The organism is uncultured Muriicola sp. (assembly GCF_947258935.1).
Lineage (GTDB): Bacteria > Bacteroidota > Bacteroidia > Flavobacteriales > Flavobacteriaceae > Muriicola.
The window spans coordinates 1-19,347 of sequence record NZ_CAMYKH010000077.1 but is presented as its reverse complement, the minus strand read 5'-3'; the positions used below and the strand labels follow the sequence as shown (position 1 = coordinate 19,347).

The 19,347-nt window shown below is 40.3% G+C and carries 22 protein-coding genes and 1 pseudogene; 10 read left to right on the top strand and 13 right to left on the bottom strand.

Annotated elements, in window-relative coordinates; all coding sequences use genetic code 11:
* Positions 1 to 563 (top strand): annotated as a pseudogene (locus tag Q0X72_RS11630) (DUF3365 domain-containing protein); the annotation flags it as partial.
* Positions 564 to 649: 86 nt separating this feature from the next.
* The gene (locus Q0X72_RS11625; RefSeq protein ID WP_297765528.1) at positions 650 to 1,336 is read left to right on the top strand and encodes an amino acid racemase; all 687 of its coding nucleotides are present in this window, start codon (positions 650 to 652) and stop codon (positions 1,334 to 1,336) included.
* Positions 1,337 to 1,356: 20 nt separating this feature from the next.
* Here Q0X72_RS11625 and Q0X72_RS11620 read toward each other — a convergent pair whose 3' ends face one another.
* Genes Q0X72_RS11620 through Q0X72_RS11605 form a run of 4 tightly spaced genes read right to left on the bottom strand, consistent with a single transcriptional unit; the run spans position 1,357 to position 4,875 of the window.
* On the bottom strand, positions 1,357 to 2,238 hold the full coding sequence (locus Q0X72_RS11620) for a sterol desaturase family protein (protein ID WP_297765525.1): 882 nt from the start codon (positions 2,236 to 2,238) through the stop codon (positions 1,357 to 1,359).
* A gap of 3 nt (positions 2,239 to 2,241) precedes the next feature.
* Positions 2,242 to 3,189, bottom strand: a complete 948-nt coding sequence (locus Q0X72_RS11615) for a sulfurtransferase (protein WP_297765524.1) — start codon at positions 3,187 to 3,189, stop codon at positions 2,242 to 2,244.
* Positions 3,173 to 3,652: a monoheme cytochrome C gene (locus tag Q0X72_RS11610; protein ID WP_297765521.1), complete on the bottom strand. Its 480-nt coding sequence runs from the start codon at positions 3,650 to 3,652 to the stop codon at positions 3,173 to 3,175. Before Q0X72_RS11610 ends, Q0X72_RS11615 begins: the two co-directional genes overlap by 17 nt.
* A 2-nt stretch (positions 3,653 to 3,654) precedes the next feature.
* The gene (locus Q0X72_RS11605) at positions 3,655 to 4,875 is read right to left on the bottom strand and encodes a sulfite oxidase (protein WP_297765519.1); all 1,221 of its coding nucleotides are present in this window, start codon (positions 4,873 to 4,875) and stop codon (positions 3,655 to 3,657) included.
* A gap of 169 nt (positions 4,876 to 5,044) precedes the next feature.
* Between Q0X72_RS11605 and upp the strand changes: the two genes are divergently transcribed.
* Together upp and trxB are read left to right on the top strand one after the other, a co-directional pair.
* Complete coding sequence (upp, locus tag Q0X72_RS11600; protein WP_297765515.1) at positions 5,045 to 5,698, top strand: uracil phosphoribosyltransferase; 654 nt, start codon at positions 5,045 to 5,047, stop codon at positions 5,696 to 5,698.
* Between the two features lie 147 nt (positions 5,699 to 5,845).
* Positions 5,846 to 6,811: a thioredoxin-disulfide reductase gene (gene trxB / locus Q0X72_RS11595; protein ID WP_297765512.1), complete on the top strand. Its 966-nt coding sequence runs from the start codon at positions 5,846 to 5,848 to the stop codon at positions 6,809 to 6,811.
* A 66-nt stretch (positions 6,812 to 6,877) separates the two neighbouring features.
* On the opposite strand, the gene Q0X72_RS11590 is transcribed toward trxB, so the two are convergent.
* The 7 genes from Q0X72_RS11590 to Q0X72_RS11560 form a co-directional block, all read right to left on the bottom strand.
* The gene (locus Q0X72_RS11590) at positions 6,878 to 7,321 is read right to left on the bottom strand and encodes a hypothetical protein (protein ID WP_297765511.1); all 444 of its coding nucleotides are present in this window, start codon (positions 7,319 to 7,321) and stop codon (positions 6,878 to 6,880) included.
* A gap of 114 nt (positions 7,322 to 7,435) precedes the next feature.
* A complete protein-coding gene (locus Q0X72_RS11585) occupies positions 7,436 to 8,482 on the bottom strand; it encodes an aminotransferase class I/II-fold pyridoxal phosphate-dependent enzyme (RefSeq protein ID WP_297765508.1) in 1,047 nt (348 codons plus the stop codon).
* Complete coding sequence (locus Q0X72_RS11580; RefSeq protein ID WP_297765505.1) at positions 8,479 to 9,492, bottom strand: dipeptide epimerase; 1,014 nt, start codon at positions 9,490 to 9,492, stop codon at positions 8,479 to 8,481. The genes Q0X72_RS11585 and Q0X72_RS11580 overlap by 4 nt, the downstream gene beginning before the upstream one ends.
* A 99-nt stretch (positions 9,493 to 9,591) precedes the next feature.
* Positions 9,592 to 10,266: a head GIN domain-containing protein gene (locus tag Q0X72_RS11575; RefSeq protein ID WP_297765502.1), complete on the bottom strand. Its 675-nt coding sequence runs from the start codon at positions 10,264 to 10,266 to the stop codon at positions 9,592 to 9,594.
* A gap of 138 nt (positions 10,267 to 10,404) precedes the next feature.
* Complete coding sequence (locus tag Q0X72_RS11570; RefSeq protein ID WP_297765499.1) at positions 10,405 to 12,138, bottom strand: PspC domain-containing protein; 1,734 nt, start codon at positions 12,136 to 12,138, stop codon at positions 10,405 to 10,407.
* Entirely contained in the window at positions 12,135 to 12,476 is a 342-nt protein-coding gene (locus Q0X72_RS11565) for a PadR family transcriptional regulator (RefSeq protein ID WP_297765496.1), read from the bottom strand. Before Q0X72_RS11565 ends, Q0X72_RS11570 begins: the two co-directional genes overlap by 4 nt.
* A gap of 135 nt (positions 12,477 to 12,611) precedes the next feature.
* The gene (locus tag Q0X72_RS11560) at positions 12,612 to 13,091 is read right to left on the bottom strand and encodes a DUF4870 domain-containing protein (protein WP_297765493.1); all 480 of its coding nucleotides are present in this window, start codon (positions 13,089 to 13,091) and stop codon (positions 12,612 to 12,614) included.
* Positions 13,092 to 13,225: 134 nt separating this feature from the next.
* Here Q0X72_RS11560 and Q0X72_RS11555 point away from each other — a divergent pair, with 134 nt between their 5' ends.
* Genes Q0X72_RS11555 through nudK form a run of 4 tightly spaced genes read left to right on the top strand, consistent with a single transcriptional unit; the run spans position 13,226 to position 15,675 of the window.
* Positions 13,226 to 13,684 (top strand): DUF4442 domain-containing protein, encoded by a 459-nt coding sequence (locus tag Q0X72_RS11555; RefSeq protein ID WP_297765490.1) that lies wholly within the window; start codon positions 13,226 to 13,228, stop codon positions 13,682 to 13,684.
* Between the two features lie 31 nt (positions 13,685 to 13,715).
* Entirely contained in the window at positions 13,716 to 14,201 is a 486-nt protein-coding gene (locus Q0X72_RS11550) for a hypothetical protein (RefSeq protein WP_297765486.1), read from the top strand.
* 56 nt (positions 14,202 to 14,257) lie between these two features.
* Positions 14,258 to 15,058: a TIGR00266 family protein gene (locus Q0X72_RS11545; RefSeq protein WP_297765483.1), complete on the top strand. Its 801-nt coding sequence runs from the start codon at positions 14,258 to 14,260 to the stop codon at positions 15,056 to 15,058.
* Positions 15,059 to 15,093: 35 nt separating this feature from the next.
* Positions 15,094 to 15,675: a GDP-mannose pyrophosphatase NudK gene (gene nudK / locus Q0X72_RS11540; protein ID WP_297765480.1), complete on the top strand. Its 582-nt coding sequence runs from the start codon at positions 15,094 to 15,096 to the stop codon at positions 15,673 to 15,675.
* An 8-nt stretch (positions 15,676 to 15,683) separates the two neighbouring features.
* On the opposite strand, the gene Q0X72_RS11535 is transcribed toward nudK, so the two are convergent.
* Complete coding sequence (locus Q0X72_RS11535; RefSeq protein WP_297765477.1) at positions 15,684 to 16,997, bottom strand: D-alanyl-D-alanine carboxypeptidase; 1,314 nt, start codon at positions 16,995 to 16,997, stop codon at positions 15,684 to 15,686.
* Between the two features lie 105 nt (positions 16,998 to 17,102).
* Here Q0X72_RS11535 and Q0X72_RS11530 point away from each other — a divergent pair, with 105 nt between their 5' ends.
* Positions 17,103 to 17,300 carry a hypothetical protein gene (locus Q0X72_RS11530; RefSeq protein WP_297765474.1) on the top strand — a complete coding sequence of 66 codons (198 nt, stop codon included), beginning with the start codon at positions 17,103 to 17,105 and terminating at the stop codon, positions 17,298 to 17,300.
* Positions 17,301 to 17,352: 52 nt separating this feature from the next.
* Here the strand turns inward: Q0X72_RS11530 and Q0X72_RS11525 are convergent, their stop codons facing one another.
* The gene (locus Q0X72_RS11525; protein ID WP_297765471.1) at positions 17,353 to 18,294 is read right to left on the bottom strand and encodes a LysR substrate-binding domain-containing protein; all 942 of its coding nucleotides are present in this window, start codon (positions 18,292 to 18,294) and stop codon (positions 17,353 to 17,355) included.
* Positions 18,295 to 18,394: 100 nt separating this feature from the next.
* Here Q0X72_RS11525 and Q0X72_RS11520 point away from each other — a divergent pair, with 100 nt between their 5' ends.
* Complete coding sequence (locus Q0X72_RS11520; RefSeq protein ID WP_297765469.1) at positions 18,395 to 18,874, top strand: Dps family protein; 480 nt, start codon at positions 18,395 to 18,397, stop codon at positions 18,872 to 18,874.
* The last annotated feature ends 473 nt before the right edge of the window (positions 18,875 to 19,347 follow it).

Sequence of the window (19,347 nt, the reverse complement as noted above, 5' to 3'; positions counted from 1 at the left end):
GAATGGGTAAAGGGAAAGGAATGGGAAAGAAAAATATCCAGATAGAGGAAGATGATGCCTATGAAGGGGTGCCTGCTTACTATGGTGAAAAAGGGATGGAAATAGCTATGGCCACCCAGGGAGTTCTTGGCAAAAATTTAATGAACGCAATTCAGGAAAAAGGGACGGCAGCTGCAATTGGATTTTGTAAAACCCGGGCTACCAGCCTTACGGATAGTATGGGTATCATGAAGAATGTTCTGATTAAACGGATTACAGATAAACCGAGAAATTCATTGAACCAGGCAAGCGAAGAAGAACAGGGTTATATGATCGCTTTTAAACGGCAGGTTGAAAATGGAGGGGAGATTCGTCCCGTAACAAAGGAAATTGATGATGAGGTCTATTTTTATTATCCTATCGTTACGAATGCCATGTGTCTCCAATGTCATGGAACACCCAATAATGAAATTACAACACCTGTTATAGAGACATTATCTACCTTGTATCCTCAGGATAAGGCCACTGGTTATAATATAGAGGAGCTGAGGGGTTTGTGGCGAATTCAATTTATTAAAGAATAGTCAAATTAAAGAAGGACCGTATACAAAGCATAGATTGAAAAAAGTTTTAAACCATGTTGTTTTCGTCCAAATAAAAGAATCCATTAATGAATACAATCGGACTCATCGGCGGTACTTCCTGGCATTCTACGATCGTGTATTACCGGCTTATCAATGAAATGGTAGGCCAAACTATTGGTACCCAGGGAAATCCCGAATTACTGATTTACAGCATCAACATTGAGTTAATGCGCGAACAGAATGTGGAAAAGATCAATGCCAAGTATCTCGAAGTGGCTCAAAAATTAGAAAAAGCTGGGGCAAAGGCCCTGGTCATCTGTGCCAATACACCCCATATGACCTATGCCTATGTTCAGCCCAAAATCGGGATCCCCATCTTGCATATTGCAGAGGCAACAGCTAGGGAAGCCAAACGTCTTGGTGTTAAAAAAGTAGGACTATTGGGAAACCGACCTACTATGACCCTGGGCTTTATCCCCGAATACTTGCAGGAACACTACCATATTGAAACCATCATTCCGGAGGGAGATGGATTGACACAATCTCATCACTACGTTTCAAATGAATTAACCCAGGGGCAGTTCACAGAAGAGGCCAGGAAGTTCTACCTAGATCAAATTTCACTTTTAAAGTCGCGCGGTGCAGAGGCCATCGTTTTGGGTTGTACTGAATTACCAATGCTCTTATCATCAGATAATGCTGATATTCCTATGTTAGCAACCACCGACCTGCATGCGAGGATGGCTGCCAATTTTATTTTAAGGGGCTCCTAACGGTATTTCAACTTTTCTTTTTAGGTTTTCCAAAGCCATAGGTCAAAGCCATAGGTGTTTTGATGCAGGAAATCTTGCGGGAATTTGTCATCTCCCGGAAAACCCAGCGTTATGGTACCACTATCTTCGGGAATGTAATTTGTCTTAAAAATATAATCCCAAATACTCAGGCTAATCCCAAAATTAACGCCATAAGAACCTTCAGGAAGCGCATATGCATGGTGGTACAAATGCATGACAGGATTGTTAAAGATATACTTTAAAGGACCCCAGGTAATTTTTACGTTGGAATGATTCAGATGCCCGATTCCGATAGCGATGAAATGTACGACATAGGCTTGCTCTGGTTCAAATCCGCCCAGGATCATCACCCCAAAGACCTTTAAGGGCTTGTACAATATATTCTCCATCCAGTGGTATCGCAAGTGTGCTGCAAATCCCATTTCCTTCACCGAATGATGCACCTTGTGGAAATTCCAAAGAAAGCTATACTTGTGTAAAAGGGTGTGCGTGAACCACTGTACAAAATCTAATACAATGAAAAAGATAAGTAGTTGTGCCCACATAGGCATGGCGGAAATATCAATGATCGAAAGACTTTTAGCGGTTATCCCCATATCTTTAAACAGGACTTCCAGCATTTTATAGATTCCACTGATCGCGATGGCGAACATGAAAAAGTTGAAGAACATATAAAAGGCATCTAACCAAAAATCCTTTCTAAATATCGATTGTTCTTTTCTCCATGGGAATATTATCTCCAGAAGCCATGCCAGGAGAGATATGGCTATCAATCCCCAAAAATAATTTGTGTACCAGGGTACGTCAAAAATGATCGATTTCCACGTCCATGACACACTGCCATTAAAAGCACTTACAAATGCATTCCAATAATTTTCCATAGTTTAATTTTTTACAATAGTAATAGATTCAGTTTCAAAAGGGAGGTCGTCATTATAACTCCATTCCACCCAGGAACCGTCATAGTTTAAAACATTCTTATAATCCAATAATTGAGTCAGTACAAAAGTAGTATGGGAAGACCTTACTCCTGTATGGCAATAAACGATGATGGTATCTTCCCTGGAAGCTGCTATTCTCCCGTATATTTTTTCCAGTTCGGCTAAAGGTTTAAAGGTGTAGGTATTACCGTAGTCTACTGCTTCGGCCCAATCAATATTGATACTTTTTGGAATCCTACCCGCTTTTTTTGCACCCGCTTTCAGATAGCGTCCTTCGTATTCTTCTTTACTTCTGGCGTCAACCAGAATTGCCCTGGAAGCATCAGACTTTATCAACCTTAGTAAGTTCTCTTTAGTAATTAGTACTGGTTTATCTGGTTGATCAGTGAATCGAAAAATGGTCGGATTTATTTTCGGTTTGTTTCTGCTAATGGTGCCACCCATTTTTTCCCAATGTCCTATACCTCCGTCTAGCAGGTAAACCTGCTCAAAATTATAGAGATGTAACAGCCACCATAACCGGGAAGCATCAGAAGAGCCTTTATCATCATAAACAACCAAGGTAGCCTTCTCTGTGATCCCAACTTTTCCCAATTGTTCTGCCATTAAAGATTTGTTGATGCGCATGCCTTTGTATGGCAATGTCGTATCTTGAAAATCGTTCCGATAAAGGTTAATGGCGCCGGGCAGGTGTCCTTTGTCATAAGCTTCCTGACTTCGAAAATCAATGATCCCAATAGTGGCGTCTGTCGAATTCAAAAGGGGACTGTCATACGAAACTAAATGACTATTCAAAAGCACTTCCTCCTGAGGCGGTAACTTACTATTTTCCTTGCAAGAGATAAGCGCAGTTGCAAGCATGATCAATAAAAGGCTATTCCGTAAGATCATACCAGCTGATATTTCTTAATATTTCTCTCCTGCCTTTATTTTGAGGAGGATAATTGGTAACGAGATAGTTCACAATGATATCTTCATTTTTCCCAAGGTCCCAAAGGTTCTGTGTTTCCTGCATCCAAAGAATGGTAGCTTTCCATCGTTCTTCATTCATTCTGTTCTGTATAACCAACTGGGCCGAATGGCAATTGGTACAGTTGTTTACAACGGTCATTAACCCTTCAGCATCTTTAAATCCGGTACGCACATGAATGCCATTCTCTATTTTGTCAAAGTCGTCTTCGGAAGGTGTAACAACGTATTCTTCCACAGCTGCCGGTTCCTTGAAGAATGATAGTGTTGGATCTGAAATAAGGTACACGATTGCCAGGGCCGTAATGCCAAAAAGCAGCATCAGCGTAGCTAAAAGCCGGTAAATGCTTCTGATCTGGGATTTGAATTTATCGTGTTCTTCCATCCTTAGGTTACCTTAATCGCAATACGGTGGCAGGCATTATTTAAATACCCTTTAGGGTTCCAGCCCGGCAGCAACATTGGCTGACTTGTTCCATTAGCGTCGGTTGCTCTGGCCCATACCTCATAATATCCTTTCTTGGGAAAGGCGATTGAGGCGCTGAAATTTTGCCAGGCCAGCCTGTTCTTGGGTTTTGCTATGGGACAGTTTTGCCATGTAGCGCCAAAATCTATCGAATACTCCATTTTAGTCACTTCCAGTTCTCCTGCCCAGGCATGCCCCCTAATATTTAATTTCTGTCCCTCCTTTATCATTGCACCGCTTTGGGGATATGTTATCAGTGATTTTACTGGCATTGACTCAATAATACACATGTCTTCATCCTTTACCTTTTCACCAGGAGCAACAGGATTGCAAGGTACCCTGTAGGCATCCCCTGTCATCTTTGTTCCATCGTGAACGCGGTCTCGCACGCTAATGCGTTGTAGCCATTTACCCGAGACCGATGCCGGCCATCCTCCTGCTACCAGACGCAACGGGTAACCATGTGCCAAAGGAATATCTTGTCCGTTCATTTTATAGGCGATAAGCGTTTCATCCTGTAGTGCTTTAGCCATGGGTGCACCCCTCGAAATTGGTTCTTTTTCAGGGTCCCGGCTGAGATGAACATCTGCGGCATGGTAACCAATATAGACGGCTTTGTTTGTGAAGCCGGCATCTTCCAATACGTCGCGTAAGCGTACACCTGTCCATGTGGCACATGAGACTGCTCCAATTGTCCATTGGTTTCCTTTGGCAGGCGGATCGAATTCACTTCGCCCATTACCTCCGCACTCTAATGTTAATTGATAAGTGTAAGATTTGAATTTAGTTTTTAACTCCGCCAGGGTATAGGTCTTTTTAGCGTTTACCGCTTCCCCGTCAATGGTCAACGTCCAGGTATTTACATCAATATTTTCAGGAATTAGTCCATTATTTCTGATGAACATAAATTTATTGGGAGTTATATCATCATCTAATAAATGGGCTTTTGCCTCAATGTTCCAGGGTTTGTCATTGAGCACAACCATGTCCTTGTCCTTTTTAAATAAGGTAAATGGGTCAGGATCCTGTAAGAGTAGGGGAGTATATCCATTCGGGATCAAAGCCCCGAATACGATATCTGTCCCAATAAGGGCGGTCAAAGAACTCATTGCGGTTCTTGTCAGGAATAGGCGTCGCTTCATGAAGAGAACAATTTGGTCATTTTACAATTTTATAAAGTTATGAATAATAGGTTCTTTAAAAGGTAACTCTTGTTACAAAACAGCGTTTTTATGTATTAGTGTTCGTTTAGGATTAATGAAGGAAGGCTTTGAATACATTCATGTATCTTTAAGATAAATTAACCTTTCTATGATTGTACATCATTTTGAAGATCAAAATTCGCTATTGAATCAGTTCATGGCTGAGATCAGGGACGAGGTCATTCAAAAAGACCGGATGCGTTTTCGTCGGAATATTCAAAGAATGGGAGAGATCCTTGGTTATGAGCTCAGCAAATCACTTGAATATAAAAACAAAACGGTTAAAACCCCATTTGGCACAAAAGACATTAGCATCCCTTCAGACCAGTTTGTACTTTGCTCCGTATTAAGGGCAGGTTTACCATTACATCAAGGGCTTCTAAACTATTTTGACCATGCCGAAAATGCCTTTATTTCTGCATACAGACACCATCCGGACGGAGGAGATGCTTTTGAGGTGATCGTTAAATATTTCGCTGCCCCGGATCTAAACAATAAGATCCTGATCCTGACAGATCCCATGCTCGCCACTGGCAAGACCCTGGAGAATGTGCTCAAAGCCCTGAAGGAACACGGCAATCCCAAACAGATACATATCATATCGGTGATTGGCTCCAAGGCTGGTGTACATCACGTCTCATCAGTTTTTCCTGAAAATACCCATTTGTGGATCGCGGCCATAGATGATGAACTCACAAGTAAAGGCTATATCATTCCAGGTTTGGGGGATGCCGGAGACCTTGCCTACGGAATAAAATTGTAATTCATCTTGTGTTATATTGCGCACAAAGGACTTTTTTTTAGTGGTATCTGAGGTTATGAGGGTATAATAACTTTTGATAACTTTGAGGTAATAGTTTTAAGTGAATGGGCTACTTTTATGCCCTGAAATTTTAAGGAAGATAGTAGTATGTCAGAAAAAATAGAACGAGTAAAAACACTAATTTTAGGATCGGGCCCTGCGGGGTATACCGCAGCAATTTATGCTGCTAGAGCCGATCTTAAACCGGTGATGTATACAGGGATGGAACCAGGAGGTCAATTGACCACCACAACCGAAGTTGACAACTTTCCAGGGTATCCTGAAGGTATTGATGGCCCTACAATGATGATACAATTACAGCAACAAGCCGAGCGCTTCGGAACAGAGGTGCGCATTGGTATGGCTACTGCGGTTGACTTTAGTACTCAAAAAGGAGGTATACATAAAGTAACTATAGATGATTCTAAGGTAGTTGAGGCAGAAACTGTGATCATTTCTACCGGTGCTACAGCTAAATATTTAAATATCCCAAGTGAGCAGCGTTTACGAGGTGGTGGGGTTTCTGCATGTGCGGTTTGCGATGGCTTTTTCTACAAAGGACAAGAGGTGGCAATTGTTGGTGGAGGAGATACTGCCGCTGAAGAAGCTTCATACCTGGCCAATATTTGTAAAAAGGTTACAATGCTCATCCGTCGCGATGAAATGAGGGCCTCCAAGGCAATGCAACACAGAGTAAGAAGTTTGCCTAATATTGAAATTCGTTACCATACTGAGGTAGATGAGATTTTAGGGGAACAGGTAGTTGAAGGGTTGAGAATGGTGAATAATCAAACTGGCCAAAAAGAAGAAATTGCCATTACCGGGTTTTTTGTCGCTATTGGTCATAAACCCAATACGGAAATATTCAAGGGTCAGTTAGAGATGGATGAGACCGGTTATCTGATTACCAAAGGAAAATCTACAAAGACTTCCAAACCGGGAGTTTTTGCCAGTGGTGATGTACAGGACAAGGAATACAGACAGGCAGTTACGGCAGCAGGTACTGGGTGTATGGCCGCTTTGGATGCGGAACGGTATTTAGCAACTATAGAAACACCTGCAGAAGTAAATTAGCAATACGATTACTACCAATGAAAAACCCCGACCAGATCGGGGTTTTTTATAGTAATATAGTAGGAATTAATCTATACGAATATAATTTTCAGAAGAGGTAGGATTGCCTTCCAGATCTAAAGTGATCTGGCTGTAGGTGTCTTCCTGTAAGTCGAGCTCAAAAGTAAATACCCGCATGGTATCCAAAGCCTGCATCATTTCAAAATCACCATATTCTATAGTCTCAATTAACTCTTTGTCCGTAATCTTATAGGAGCCATAGCCAAATCTGCCTATTTTATCGCCCGGTACCCAACGAGACCACATTATCTTACCATTGTAATATATTTTCACCTGCCGGTAACCCGGGGCTTTGGCTATTGTGTCAATGGTATCTCCATTCCAATTAGAAAAACTCTGTAATTCCCAGACTCCCTGCATGGAGTGCATTGTACTAGGTTTGGATGATAGTACCGTTGCTGCAAGTACCAAAATAATTGCCAAGCCGGCGATCTTCATTGCATTTCTCATAGTTCAATTGTTTAGTGCTTCAAGAATAACAATTAAGATACAATATTTTTGTTAAATTTTTTAAGTAATTAGAAATAATTGAAATTTACAGCAGGTATAAATAAAAGGAATTTGTCACTTAAAGGAATTTAGTACCTCAGACAGGGAGAAAATATCTTCTTGGGTATGGGCGGCCGTTAATACAATTCTGTTAGTGGCATAGGTATCTTCAGTAGGATATCTGAAATCGGTAATAATGATCTTGTTCTTCCTCAAGTGATTTGCAAGTTGAGTGTCAGAAAAACCAAATACGGGGTACTTCGGCATAAAATTTAAATGCTTTGAAGTTTTATTTGCGGATAAGAAACTTTTGATATTATCCTGTAACAAGCTCCTTTTTTTGGAATATACAGCCTTTGCTTCCATAAAATGAGCTAAATAAAAAGGTGCAGCCGGACTAGCCCCTCCAAAAAAATTGGATGACTTCATTTGCACTATTCGCTCCTTTTTACCAAATACTGCCCCTGCCTGCAGTCCCAGAGCTTTACCCAACGAAGCACAAAGTACAAGTTCCTGACATTGAATGGACAATAAGGTTCTAAAAACTCCCGCTCCCTCTTTACCTACGATCCCAATTCCGTGAGAGTCATCAACTACAAGAATACAGGACGTGAGAGGCAGGGTCTGTAGAATTTGAAAATCAGGATAGTTGCAGCCAGAGAAATCTATAGAATCAAGGAATATGACCGGGATCTCCTTTTTCTTTTTTTCGAGATGCTCCCTCAGGGCAATATTTAAAGTAGTATAGGTAGTGTACGGTTTAGCATTTGTTCTAAAGAGGGCAGAATGACTGTTAGGGGCATAGAATAACCTGAATTCTTTAGTATTAAAATGGTTGGCTACCAATTGTCCGGCTAAGTATCCGGAAGACATCGTAAGACAGGCTTCACTTCCAACCCATTGAGCCAAGTAAGATTCTGCTTTTTCATAAATAGAAAACTGCACATTAGATCTTCTTGAAGTACCATAATTTGAACCATATTGCCGAATTGATTTCAGAACCAATTCCTGGAATTCAGGATCTGTATGCACCCCTAAATATGATGTTCCGCCAAAATATAGGAAAGATGTGCCATCTATATTCACTCTTCTTCCCGGATATGTAGCAACCTGTACCTTCATTGTAAAAGAGTTATACCACTACCACCGAGAGTAGGGAATTTAATGCTCGCATCGTTTAATATCTCTATACCACTTGCAATATCGTTTGTGATCAATAATGGACCATCCATATCCACATAATCTAGTTGAGGTAATAACTGTCCGATAGCCGAAATCCCAACGGTCGATTCAGTCATACAACCAGCCATGATCTTTATTCCCAGTTCCTTACCCCGCTTTATCATTCGGAGTGCCGGTGTAAGTCCTCCACATTTGGTAAGTTTTATATTGATCCCATTAAAATGCAGGGCACAGTGATCAACATCTGTTTCCACAAGGCAACTTTCATCGGCGATCACAGGTAGAACCGAATGGTGAGCAACCTTTTCCATACCGGCCCAATCATCTGCCTGCAGGGGTTGTTCAATGAACTCAACACCTAGTTCTTTTAGGGTTGGAGCAATGGCTATTGTTTGTGCTGCAGACCAGGCCCCGTTGGCATCTATTCTAAAGACAGAACTACTATGCTTTCGTAATTCCCTGACAATATCTACATCTTCCTTAGTTCCTAATTTGATCTTGTAAATGGGCCATGGTGTTTCCTTCATCTTTTCCACCATTTTTTTAATGGTATCTATTCCAATGGTGTAATTCGTTAAGGGGTATCTATCAATGGTGGTTCCCCATAGTTCATATAGGGGCTTATTCTTGATTTTTCCATAGAGATCGTGGGCCGCAAGATCTAAGGCACAGAGCGCAAAAGAACTCAGACCTTTTTTAGATAACCATGAATGGAATGCTTCTGGCTCCGTAAAAGGGTAATTCTCAATTTCAGGTCTAATAGCTTCAATTTCTGCGTGAAGGCTTTTTAGAGTATGTCCATAATACGGATTAGAGGTGGTTTCTCCGTAGCCCGTTTTATTTTGATGACTGAGATGAACTATAAGCGTGTCCTGGGTTAGGTGTGACTCCCTCGAAATTGTAAAGGTGTGTTTAAGTTGGAGTGTGTGTGAGGTAAGCTTGAGCTGCATAAATAAATTTTATCTCTAAGATAAACAAAGCGTTTCAACGCAAATAAAAACCCTGAAGGAATATTCAGGGTTTTTAAACAAATTTGGTTGTAGGTAATTCTAGTCCTTATGAACGCTACCTGAATAGGATTTCTTTTTCTGAACATCCGGGTTGCCAGAATACGAAATATCTGCACCACTACTGGCATCGGCTATCAAGGTCTCGGAGACATTAACAGAAATGTCGGCTCCACTGCTGGCGTCTGCATGACAGGTTCGTACGGCAAAGTCCTTTGCTTTGATATCCGAACCACTACTTGCGTCAGCATAGAATAACACCGCTTCTCCTTCAATTCTGATATCGGCTCCACTACTGGTATCTGCATCCACTTCATCTGCTACTAAGGCAACTTTAATCCCAGCTCCACTGCTGGCATCTAGTGAGATCTTGTTGGCCCTGATCACATTTTGTGTATATAGATCGGCTCCACTGGAAGCGTAGAGTCCTGTTACAGATGGCAAGGAAACATGTATCTTTTTTGTGGCCCTCCCACCAATCAGCTCTATGATGTTTTCATCGGCTTCAACTTCAATATTGAAGTTATCTCCCTGGGTAACATAAACATCCAATCCTTCAGCGGCAGATATTTCGGTGAATTCCTCGTAAACTTCTCTTGATTCTTTGGCTACTTCTCCGTTACCTCTTTTTCCCTCGCCGAAGTTCATATCGAAGGCACAAGAAGATAAGAAAAGGGCCATAAGCACGGCAATTGCAATTCTAGCTAGTGTTGTCATGATGTTGTTTTTTATTCGGAATAGCTAAATATTCCTTATGGTTGTTAGAAATTATTGTTAGGTCAAATGTATTTTCTAATTGGCACTCCGGGTAGTTTCAATTACCCAGTTGTTGATAAAGATGGATGAATTGTCATCTTATCGTCCTCCGTCATCTGCTTTGATCTCAACCCCGTTCTCATCTATCTTTAGTTTAAAGGAATCACCACCATCTTTTACGTTGATGTCAATCCCCTCTTCATCTATGATGATACGGCCTTCATCATCACTATTCCAGCGGTCACCTGTTTTGTTATCATCACAATCCAGGCATTCTAATTCACCATTACGGCCCATTACCCAAAGATGATCAACAATATTTCCCCGGTACATTTCTCTGTCGAAACGAGTAACGCGACCCATATAGCGACGCATGCCCGCGTCAAATCTTAAATGTGTTCCTACAGGTACTGAAAGGGTTACCCTCACCTCCTGATCTCTTACCTTATTTTTAATGGCGGTGTACAAATAATTGCTCACGGAAAGGGTGTTTCCCTCCAAGGTATAGGAGTATTGAATGTTGCCCGCACGCTCCCTGGCGTCGGAGGTGGAACTGCCATTGGCATCTTTCCGGATCCTGATATAGGATAGGGAATCACTCGACTTATTTATATCGAAGCGAATATCGTCTGTAAATAGCACTCGTTCGCCATCTTCATCATAGCTGAAAGTCATACCATTTATCCCTACGTCTTCCTGATTTTCAAAGAGTTCACTGCTTGTTGCCCTGATCAGCAGTGTATCCTGCGCTGAAGGAAAATATAAGGATTCCTTTACCGTAGTACTACCCGAATACGCATGGGCAGAGGCTTCTTTTATACCGAAGACAATAAGGCCAATAATGGAGATCAACCACAGACCCAATAAGGAGAATTTTATGACGTTCCCTATAGATTTCAGGTTATTCACTAAGATCTTTAAGCCCAGATAAAGCAGAAAAAAGAACGGGATACCCACAGCAAAAAATGCTAACAGTGAGATGAGCCAGACAGGTGCTCCGGAGGCATTTACCATTTCGTAGAAATCAATTCCAGGGATATGAATAACGTCTAAGACCCCTACTGTAAATAGACCAATAAACAAGCCAATAAGGGTAGCGGCTCCTATGATGATCAGGATGATCCCAATGAATTTAGCGAAGACCTTAAAACAGAACAAAATAAAGGTGCCCAGGGCATCGAAAAAAGTACGTCCACTACTTTTTACCTTGTTTCCCATTTCGTCATAGTCTACACCTTTAACCTTTTCAGCTACATCTTCATATCCTTCTTTAATTTTTTTTTCGATGTTGCTGATATTGACAGGTTTTCCTTTCATATCGAGCTTTTGGGAGGTTGTGACCGCTTCGGGTACCAATATCCATAATAGGATATAGGCTATAAAACCAAACCCGGTAGATAAGGCAAGGAAAATAAATATGAGACGGATCCAAAGGGCATCAAAACCGAGATAATGTTCTAGTCCGGCACAAACGCCTCCCAGGTACTTACTATCAATGTCCCGATACAATTTTTTAGTGCGGGAAGTTGTCGTAGAATCAGACTTTGGTGCATCTTCAAAAATATCTTCATCTACCCTGTAGTCTTCGGGTTGCCCCATGACCTTGATCACGGCATCTACCTCTTTCATGGTTATGACCTGGCGGTCGTTCTCCATTCTTTCCTGAAAGAGTTCGGCGATCCGAGCTTCAATATCGGCAATGATCTCATCACTACCAGTTGTTCCCGAGAAAGACCTTTTGATGGCCTCCAAATACCGTTGTAGTTTTTTAAATGCCTCTTCGTCAATATGAAAAAGGACATTGGCGAGATTTATATTGACTGTTTTGTTCATTTTTTCGTTGTTTTAGTGTTGGTAACCAAATTCACGGCATTTCTTAGTGCGTCCCAGGTTGTATCTAATTCTTTAAGGAACAATTTACCAGTTTCTGTGAGCCCATAGTATTTTCTGGGCGGTCCGGAGGTAGATTCCTCCCAGCGGTAATTCAGCAATCCCGCATTTTTAAGTCTAGTGAGCAGAGGGTAGATAGTACCTTCCACCACCAGCATTTTTGCGTCTTTTAAGGTCTCCAGAATCTCAGAAGTATACTTATCTTCCTCTTGAAGGATAGATAGGATACAGTATTCTAGCACGCCTTTACGCATCTGTGCTTTTGTGTTTTCTATATTCATAATTTTCACTTCTGTTACATGCTATTCGGTGATGAGCCGAACTTTTTTTAGCACTGGGTTAACTGTTCGTTTTTTGATGATTCATTGGATGATCTTTAATGATGTTGATTGATGAATAAACTGCTATAGAATTACTTATTTTATAAAGGGTATAGTTATAGGGTATTTAAATACCTGCCCTTCGTTGGTACGCAAGGTCGCCAAAATGGTATACACCACATTGACAATAAACAAGGCTATTGGGATAATTCCGGCGAAGCCTAAAGGCCAAATACGGCGGAAGGGAAAATCGTCCCAATCAAAATTCATATGAAAGCCATTATAGTGGTTCCAGTTCCCCCAGTTCATAAATCCATGGTCGAATAGATCTGGAAAAAAGCCAAAAAAGATTGGAATAGATATTGCCCCAAATACAACAGAATACAGGAACATACTGATCTGAAAGTTTAGTGCTTGCTTTCCATTGTAGTCAACATATGCTGAGTCATTGCGATTAGCAAGCCATAATACAAGTGGTAACAGTATGTTACCAAACGGAACAAAGAACCTGCTAAAGGTGGATGCATGAATTGCAGCCGACAAGTTTTTTTCGTGTTTTGATAAGGTTTCTGTCATGGCATATTAGTTTCTTATGCAAATATATGTCTAAAGGAAGGTATTATGCAAAACATAGTACTAAATATTAACATAACATTAACATTATAGGTTTCGGGAATTTTGGGTACTTTTAGGCCCAAATAACACGTTTCATGGGTGCTAATGTCACTAAGATCAATGCTTTTCTGTTTTTTAAATTACCGGCGGCCTGGTGGACCGGCGTACGTTTGCGCTCCATTGATGATGAAAAGGCGGTAGTAACTGTGACCCACAGGTGGATCAATCAGAACCCATTCAGATCTATGTATTGGGCAGTACAGGGAATGGCCGCCGAGTTGAGCACGGGTGTCATGGTGAGTCGCCATATTCAACAGATTGGTAAACCTATTTCCATGTTAGTGGCTAATAATAAGGGCTCCTTTACTAAAAAGGCAAAAGGCCGGATAACATTTACATGTACGGACGGACATAAATTTCGTGAGGCTTTAAACAAAACGATAGAAACCGGGGAGGGACAAACCTTTTGGATGAATTCTAAAGGAGTAAACAAAGAAGGAATAACGGTTTCCGATTTCAGTTTTGAATGGACAGTAAAATTAAAAGCGGGTTAGTAACAGTCCACCAAATAATTTACATAGGTTGATGGATCCAAATATTATTTTCGAGGAAGACCAACGCTTCACACAATTGTGGTTGTGGCTTTTGATGGGAGGCATGCTATTAATTCCTATCTATGGAATTGTTCAGCAGATTGTATTAAAAGAGCCTTTTGGGGACAATCCGATGTCCGATCTGGGATTGATCATCTTTTTTATTGCTATGCTTGCTTTATGTGGCTTTTTTTGGATGATTCGACTTCAAACCACGATAACAAAGGACGAAATAACAATCAATTTTCCGCCTCTCGCTAAAAAACGGATTCTCTGGAGCGATGTGGAACAGGCACAAATAGTAAAATACAGCCCACTTATTGGTTATGGTGTTCGGATCTGGACCCCTCATGGTACTGTCTATAATGTAAAGGGGAACAGAGGTCTTTTCCTGATCCTGAAAAACGGAAAGAAATGTATGATTGGTACACAGAGGCACCGGGAGATTGAAGACCTGGTTCATTCTCTATTAAAATAATATGTAACAAAAGATTACGGAATGCCACTAACAGATAAAACCTAAACTATAAAAATATGAATGCACACGAAATAGACTACCAAATTTTTGGAGAAGAAATGCAATATGTTGAGATAGAACTAGACCCTCAGGAGGCTGTGGTGGCAGAAGCAGGCAGTTTTATGATGATGGAGAGTGATATTAAAATGGATACCATCTTTGGGGATGGCTCTAATCAGAACAAAGGGGTATTGGGCAGCTTGCTCTCTGCAGGGAAAAGGATACTTACCGGAGAAGGACTATTTATGACCTCCTTCCTGAATGTAGGTCAGGGAAAAAGACATTTATCCTTTGCATCTCCTTATCCCGGAAAGATCCTCGCCATAGATCTCTCTGATAAACAGGGGAAATTCATATGTCAAAAAGATGCTTTCTTATGTGCCGCACAAGGAGTTTCTGTTGGGATAGAATTTTCAAAAAGACTTGGACGAGGCTTTTTTGGCGGGGAAGGGTTTATCATGCAAAAATTAGAAGGTGATGGTATGGCCTTTGTTCATGCAGGTGGTACGCTTGCTACAAAGGAATTAGGTGCTGGTGAAGAACTAAAGGTAGATACCGGGTGTATCGTTGGGTTTACAAAAGATGTTGATTATGATATTGAATTCATAGGAGGAATTAAGAATACCCTGTTTGGGGGAGAAGGTTTATTTTTTGCTACCTTAAAAGGTCCGGGTACCGTCTATGTGCAATCTCTGCCCTTTAGCAGACTGGCTAGCAGGGTTTGGGCAGCTGCTCCCAAAGGTGGTGGAAAGGATAAAGGGGAAGGCAGCATCCTTGGAGGTCTGGGAGATCTTATCGATGGTGATAATCGTTTTTAGAATACAATCCTTTTTATTTTAAATCCAAAAGAAATTTGAAAAACGGAAGCATAAGAAATATCAGGAAAGAAGTATTGTCTGATCAATGGTATACGCTTAACAAATATACCTATGACTATCAGAAAGAGGACGGTAGCTGGGAAACACAGCAGCGAGAAGCCTACGACAGGGGGAATGGGGCGGCCATCTTATTGTACAATCCCAAAAATAAAACGGTGATACTCACCAGGCAATTTAGGATGCCTACCTATGTGAATAGTAATACAACCGGAATGATGATAGAGGTTTGTGCCGGTATGTTAGATGATCAGGATCCGGTTATTTGTATAAAAAAGGAAGTGGAAGAGGAAACCGGTTTTCGGGTAGAACATGTAGAGAAGGTCATTGAGGCCTATATGTCACCGGGTGCTGTTACAGAGATCATGCACTTTTTTATAGCACCTTATGATAATTCTATGAAAATAGGCAAAGGGGGAGGAGTGGCAGATGAAACGGAGAATATTGAAGTTTTGGAGATCCCGATAGCAGAGGCTATGCAGATGATCCAACAAGGTTTGATCAAGGATGCTAAAACGATCATGCTCTTGCAATATGCTCAAATTCAAAAGCTTTTGTAACAAATTCTTTAATAGGAATCCCTAATTGTTTCCAGAACTTGCTCAATCTGTGTTTTGATAGTTGAGGTAGGCTTCATAAAATGATTGTTCATAAAACTAAAGATTAACGTCTTTCCTTTTTTGGTGATTAAATATCCACTGAGACAGTAGTTATTGCCCAAGGTACCAGACTTTGCAAACACATAGGGTTCAGTATCCCCTGAATACCACTCTTCAAGGGTTCCGGAAATACCACCTGAAGGAAAAAGAGTAAACAGGCGTTTTCGCGGAATTTCCTTATAAAGAGCTTTTAGTACATAGATCATAGATCCTGGTGTAAACAGATTGTATCTGGAAAGGCCAGAACCATCAACCCATCTGGGTTTATGTGGAAGACCAGCCAGGTAGGTATCCAAAATATAATCTCTCGTCATTGCGCCAGAAAGAGTATCTGTTAAAACAGATGAGGCTATAATAAGTAATTGCTCTGCAATAAAATTATCACTGTCCTGCATCATATATCTGTAGAGACTATCTGAGGAGATACTGTAAAGAGTCTTTCGATCGGTATCAGGAAAGGAGTCTCCCAGCGATATAGAAGCGCCAACTGCGCCTTCCAGCAAGGATTTAGTTAAGGCCGTACTATTTTTAAAAGGCAGCTGTATGGTATCTGTACTATTTGAATCAAAATAAAAGGTATTGCGATCTTCCACCCGTTTAATGGATTTCGTCATAAGCCGCACACTGTCTTTAAAGTATTCGGGGATTACAGATATGGCTTTGTCTTTAAGTATTGTAATGACGTTCCCATAAAGCGGTAGTGCCGATCTTTCCGGGGAGAAAGCGCTGTCATAGTCTTCCCATGCCCAACCGGGGCCAAATCTTTCTTCTCCAAATAAACCATTGACATACACCAAAGTTTTAAAGCTTGTCAAAAATTGAACGCTACTACTATCCTGAAAATAGGGATGCAGGGCAGAAGGATCACCCGTTCCAGTAAAGTACAACGTATCTTGTTGAGCAACATATTTCAATGCAGGTATAGAATCCGGAAGTATTTTTAAAGAAGTGTAGAGGGTAAAAATTTTAGTATTGCTGGCCGGTGTAAAGTATTTATCACTATTTATTCCTATCAGGGTATCTCCTGTAATTGGATCATAGATCATGAGCCCGGTAAAATGATCATCAAAATCCCTAAATGAGAGCGCTTCGGTCACTTTTTTCTCAAATCGCCTTTCTTTCTGAGAAGCACAACCAGCTAAATATATAAATATCAGCAAGATAAGACCCAATTTCATGGGCACCTTCCGTTCTCTTAATTGATATTTAATAGTGTATTTCATCGATGAAAAAGTGAAATTATCTAATATTTAACTAACCCAATGCAATATTTAATACCTTTTTATTGTTAATTTCGATGAAACAGTCTAACTACTAAATACACATGTATGGCTAGAGCTATGTTGGAGTATTACAAAACAGTACTCCAAAAAGTTAGTTTCGATGCTAAATTATTTAGCAAGGAACTACAAAAAGCAATTTCGAAGTTATTACCTTTTGAAATTGAAGAACTCAAACACTGGCTCCGCCAGTTCATCATTGATAAACCCGAATTAAAAGAGAGTTTATTATACATAAAAGCTTAAAAAGGGCCGCCAATTGGCGGCTTTTTTATTGCTGCTATTTTATCATTTCCGGTCACTTTTGTGACACCGGACTTATAATATTTACGTCTTGAAATTTGATCGCTCCTCTTACAACTGAGGCGATCACATCTTTTAAGGCATTGGTAATATGAAGCTTTAATTCCTTTTTGTGATAGATAAGACTTATCTCCCTTGCAGGGGGTGGCTCCATAAAATATTTCAAATTAGATCTTTTACTATCATCTAGCTCCAGAGTATTTAGATACGGCAATAATGTCATGCCGAGTCCCTCGTTCGCCAAATTCACCAACGTTTCAAAGCTACCGCTTTGCAGTTGAAAATGTTCATCTTCCAGTTTTCTAGACGCCTTACAAAGATTGACTACTCCTTCGCGGAAACAATGGCCATCTTGAAGTAGAAGGATGTCCTTGATGTCTAAATCCTCCGGCTGTATAGTATTGGTATTACGCAGGCGATGACTGGGAGGAACGTATCCTACAAAGGGCTCATAATAAAGAGGACGTTCCGTAATATATTCAATATCGAGCGGAGTGGCTGCGATGCCTGCATCTAAATGACCATCTTGCAGGTTTCGGATAAGGCTCTCAGTATTTTGTTCCTTTATTACCAAATGAACTTTGGGATATTTGTTAATAAAGGTCTTTAGAAACATAGGCAATAGTGTTGGCATTACAGTAGGGATGATCCCAAGTGTAAACTCACCTCCAATAAATCCTTTTTCCTGATCAACAATATCCTTGATCCGTTTGGCCTCATTGACAATATTCTTAGCCTGTGCAACTATCTTCTTCCCGGCCTCGGTAATGGAAATTGGTTTTTTACTGCGATCAAAAATTCGCACATCCAATTCATCCTCCAACTTTTGTACCTGCATACTCAAAGTGGGTTGAGTAACAAAACTTTTTTCAGCCGCCAGGGTGAAGTTCTGATATTCTGCTACAGCCAGTACATACTGTAATTGCGTAATGGTCATCTGTATAATTTTAAGTGATAAATTTATAAAAACTATCGATAAAACTTATGATAATAGAGAATTTTAATTCAATAACTTTATACTATAAAAATGAAAGAACATGAAATTAAATAGTATTGGATTAGATACCAAACAATCTAGAGAACTAGGAAAAGAATTAAACATCTTATTGGCAAATTTTCAGCGCTACTATATGAATCTAAGGGGCATTCACTGGAATATAAAAGGAAAACGCTTCTTTGACCTGCATGTTAAGTTTGAAGAATTATACGACGACGCCAATCTAAAAGTAGATGAGGTAGCAGAACGGATACTTACCTTAGGTGAAGTTCCCTTGCATACCTTTGAAGATTATATTAAAAATGCCAAAGTACCACTGGGAAAAAATGTGACCGTAGATGAAGAAGCCATTCGTCTTATTGTAGACTCCTTAACGGAGCTGTTAACAATAGAGCGAGGAATATTAGAAGCTTCGGCAAAGGCTAATGATGAAGGGACCAATTCTATGATGAGCGACTTCATTACCGAACAGGAGAAAACTGTTTGGATGATGAAAGCCTGGCTCACGGAAGAGATTTAAATATCAAACCCCACTTTAAAGTGGGGTTTTATATGCGTTGAAGTTCCTAGAATTATATACCAAGTTAAAGATATTTGTCTGCTACTTCCAACTTGGTAGCTGTAGAAGTATGCGGATCTATTTGCAGTTTACCGTAAGCCAAACCAAAACTTTCTTTGGACCTACCAATTGATTAGAAGTCATAGATTACATATTTATTGAAGCTTAGTTTAAAAGGTTGATGTTGCTAATAATCGGTCTTTAGGTTAAAAACTAACTCAAATTAACTCCCTTACCTATGAATAATTAACAGGTTGAATATGAACACTTTGGACAATTTTTAAAAAAAGAAAAAATCAATTTCTCGATGAATAACACCTTTCTTTAACAATTAGCAGGTCTTTCGTCGAAATTTGTTCCTAAGGGATGTATTTTGGCGAAAAAAATTGTCCGGTTATCGTTCTTTTCTCACCTTGGGAGTCCAAATCTTAATT

Coding starts and splice junctions, on each gene's coding strand:
- Q0X72_RS11625 (WP_297765528.1), top strand. CDS start 650: ATGAATACAATCGGACTCATCGGCGGTACTTCCTGGCATTCTACGATC.
- Q0X72_RS11620 (WP_297765525.1), bottom strand. CDS start 2,238: ATGGAAAATTATTGGAATGCATTTGTAAGTGCTTTTAATGGCAGTGTG.
- Q0X72_RS11615 (WP_297765524.1), bottom strand. CDS start 3,189: ATGATCTTACGGAATAGCCTTTTATTGATCATGCTTGCAACTGCGCTT.
- Q0X72_RS11610 (WP_297765521.1), bottom strand. CDS start 3,652: ATGGAAGAACACGATAAATTCAAATCCCAGATCAGAAGCATTTACCGG.
- Q0X72_RS11605 (WP_297765519.1), bottom strand. CDS start 4,875: ATGAAGCGACGCCTATTCCTGACAAGAACCGCAATGAGTTCTTTGACC.
- upp (WP_297765515.1), top strand. CDS start 5,045: ATGATTGTACATCATTTTGAAGATCAAAATTCGCTATTGAATCAGTTC.
- trxB (WP_297765512.1), top strand. CDS start 5,846: ATGTCAGAAAAAATAGAACGAGTAAAAACACTAATTTTAGGATCGGGC.
- Q0X72_RS11590 (WP_297765511.1), bottom strand. CDS start 7,321: ATGAGAAATGCAATGAAGATCGCCGGCTTGGCAATTATTTTGGTACTT.
- Q0X72_RS11585 (WP_297765508.1), bottom strand. CDS start 8,482: ATGAAGGTACAGGTTGCTACATATCCGGGAAGAAGAGTGAATATAGAT.
- Q0X72_RS11580 (WP_297765505.1), bottom strand. CDS start 9,492: ATGCAGCTCAAGCTTACCTCACACACACTCCAACTTAAACACACCTTT.
- Q0X72_RS11575 (WP_297765502.1), bottom strand. CDS start 10,266: ATGACAACACTAGCTAGAATTGCAATTGCCGTGCTTATGGCCCTTTTC.
- Q0X72_RS11570 (WP_297765499.1), bottom strand. CDS start 12,138: ATGAACAAAACAGTCAATATAAATCTCGCCAATGTCCTTTTTCATATT.
- Q0X72_RS11565 (WP_297765496.1), bottom strand. CDS start 12,476: ATGAATATAGAAAACACAAAAGCACAGATGCGTAAAGGCGTGCTAGAA.
- Q0X72_RS11560 (WP_297765493.1), bottom strand. CDS start 13,091: ATGACAGAAACCTTATCAAAACACGAAAAAAACTTGTCGGCTGCAATT.
- Q0X72_RS11555 (WP_297765490.1), top strand. CDS start 13,226: ATGGGTGCTAATGTCACTAAGATCAATGCTTTTCTGTTTTTTAAATTA.
- Q0X72_RS11550 (WP_297765486.1), top strand. CDS start 13,716: ATGGATCCAAATATTATTTTCGAGGAAGACCAACGCTTCACACAATTG.
- Q0X72_RS11545 (WP_297765483.1), top strand. CDS start 14,258: ATGAATGCACACGAAATAGACTACCAAATTTTTGGAGAAGAAATGCAA.
- Q0X72_RS11535 (WP_297765477.1), bottom strand. CDS start 16,997: ATGAAATACACTATTAAATATCAATTAAGAGAACGGAAGGTGCCCATG.
- Q0X72_RS11530 (WP_297765474.1), top strand. CDS start 17,103: ATGGCTAGAGCTATGTTGGAGTATTACAAAACAGTACTCCAAAAAGTT.
- Q0X72_RS11525 (WP_297765471.1), bottom strand. CDS start 18,294: ATGACCATTACGCAATTACAGTATGTACTGGCTGTAGCAGAATATCAG.
- Q0X72_RS11520 (WP_297765469.1), top strand. CDS start 18,395: ATGAAATTAAATAGTATTGGATTAGATACCAAACAATCTAGAGAACTA.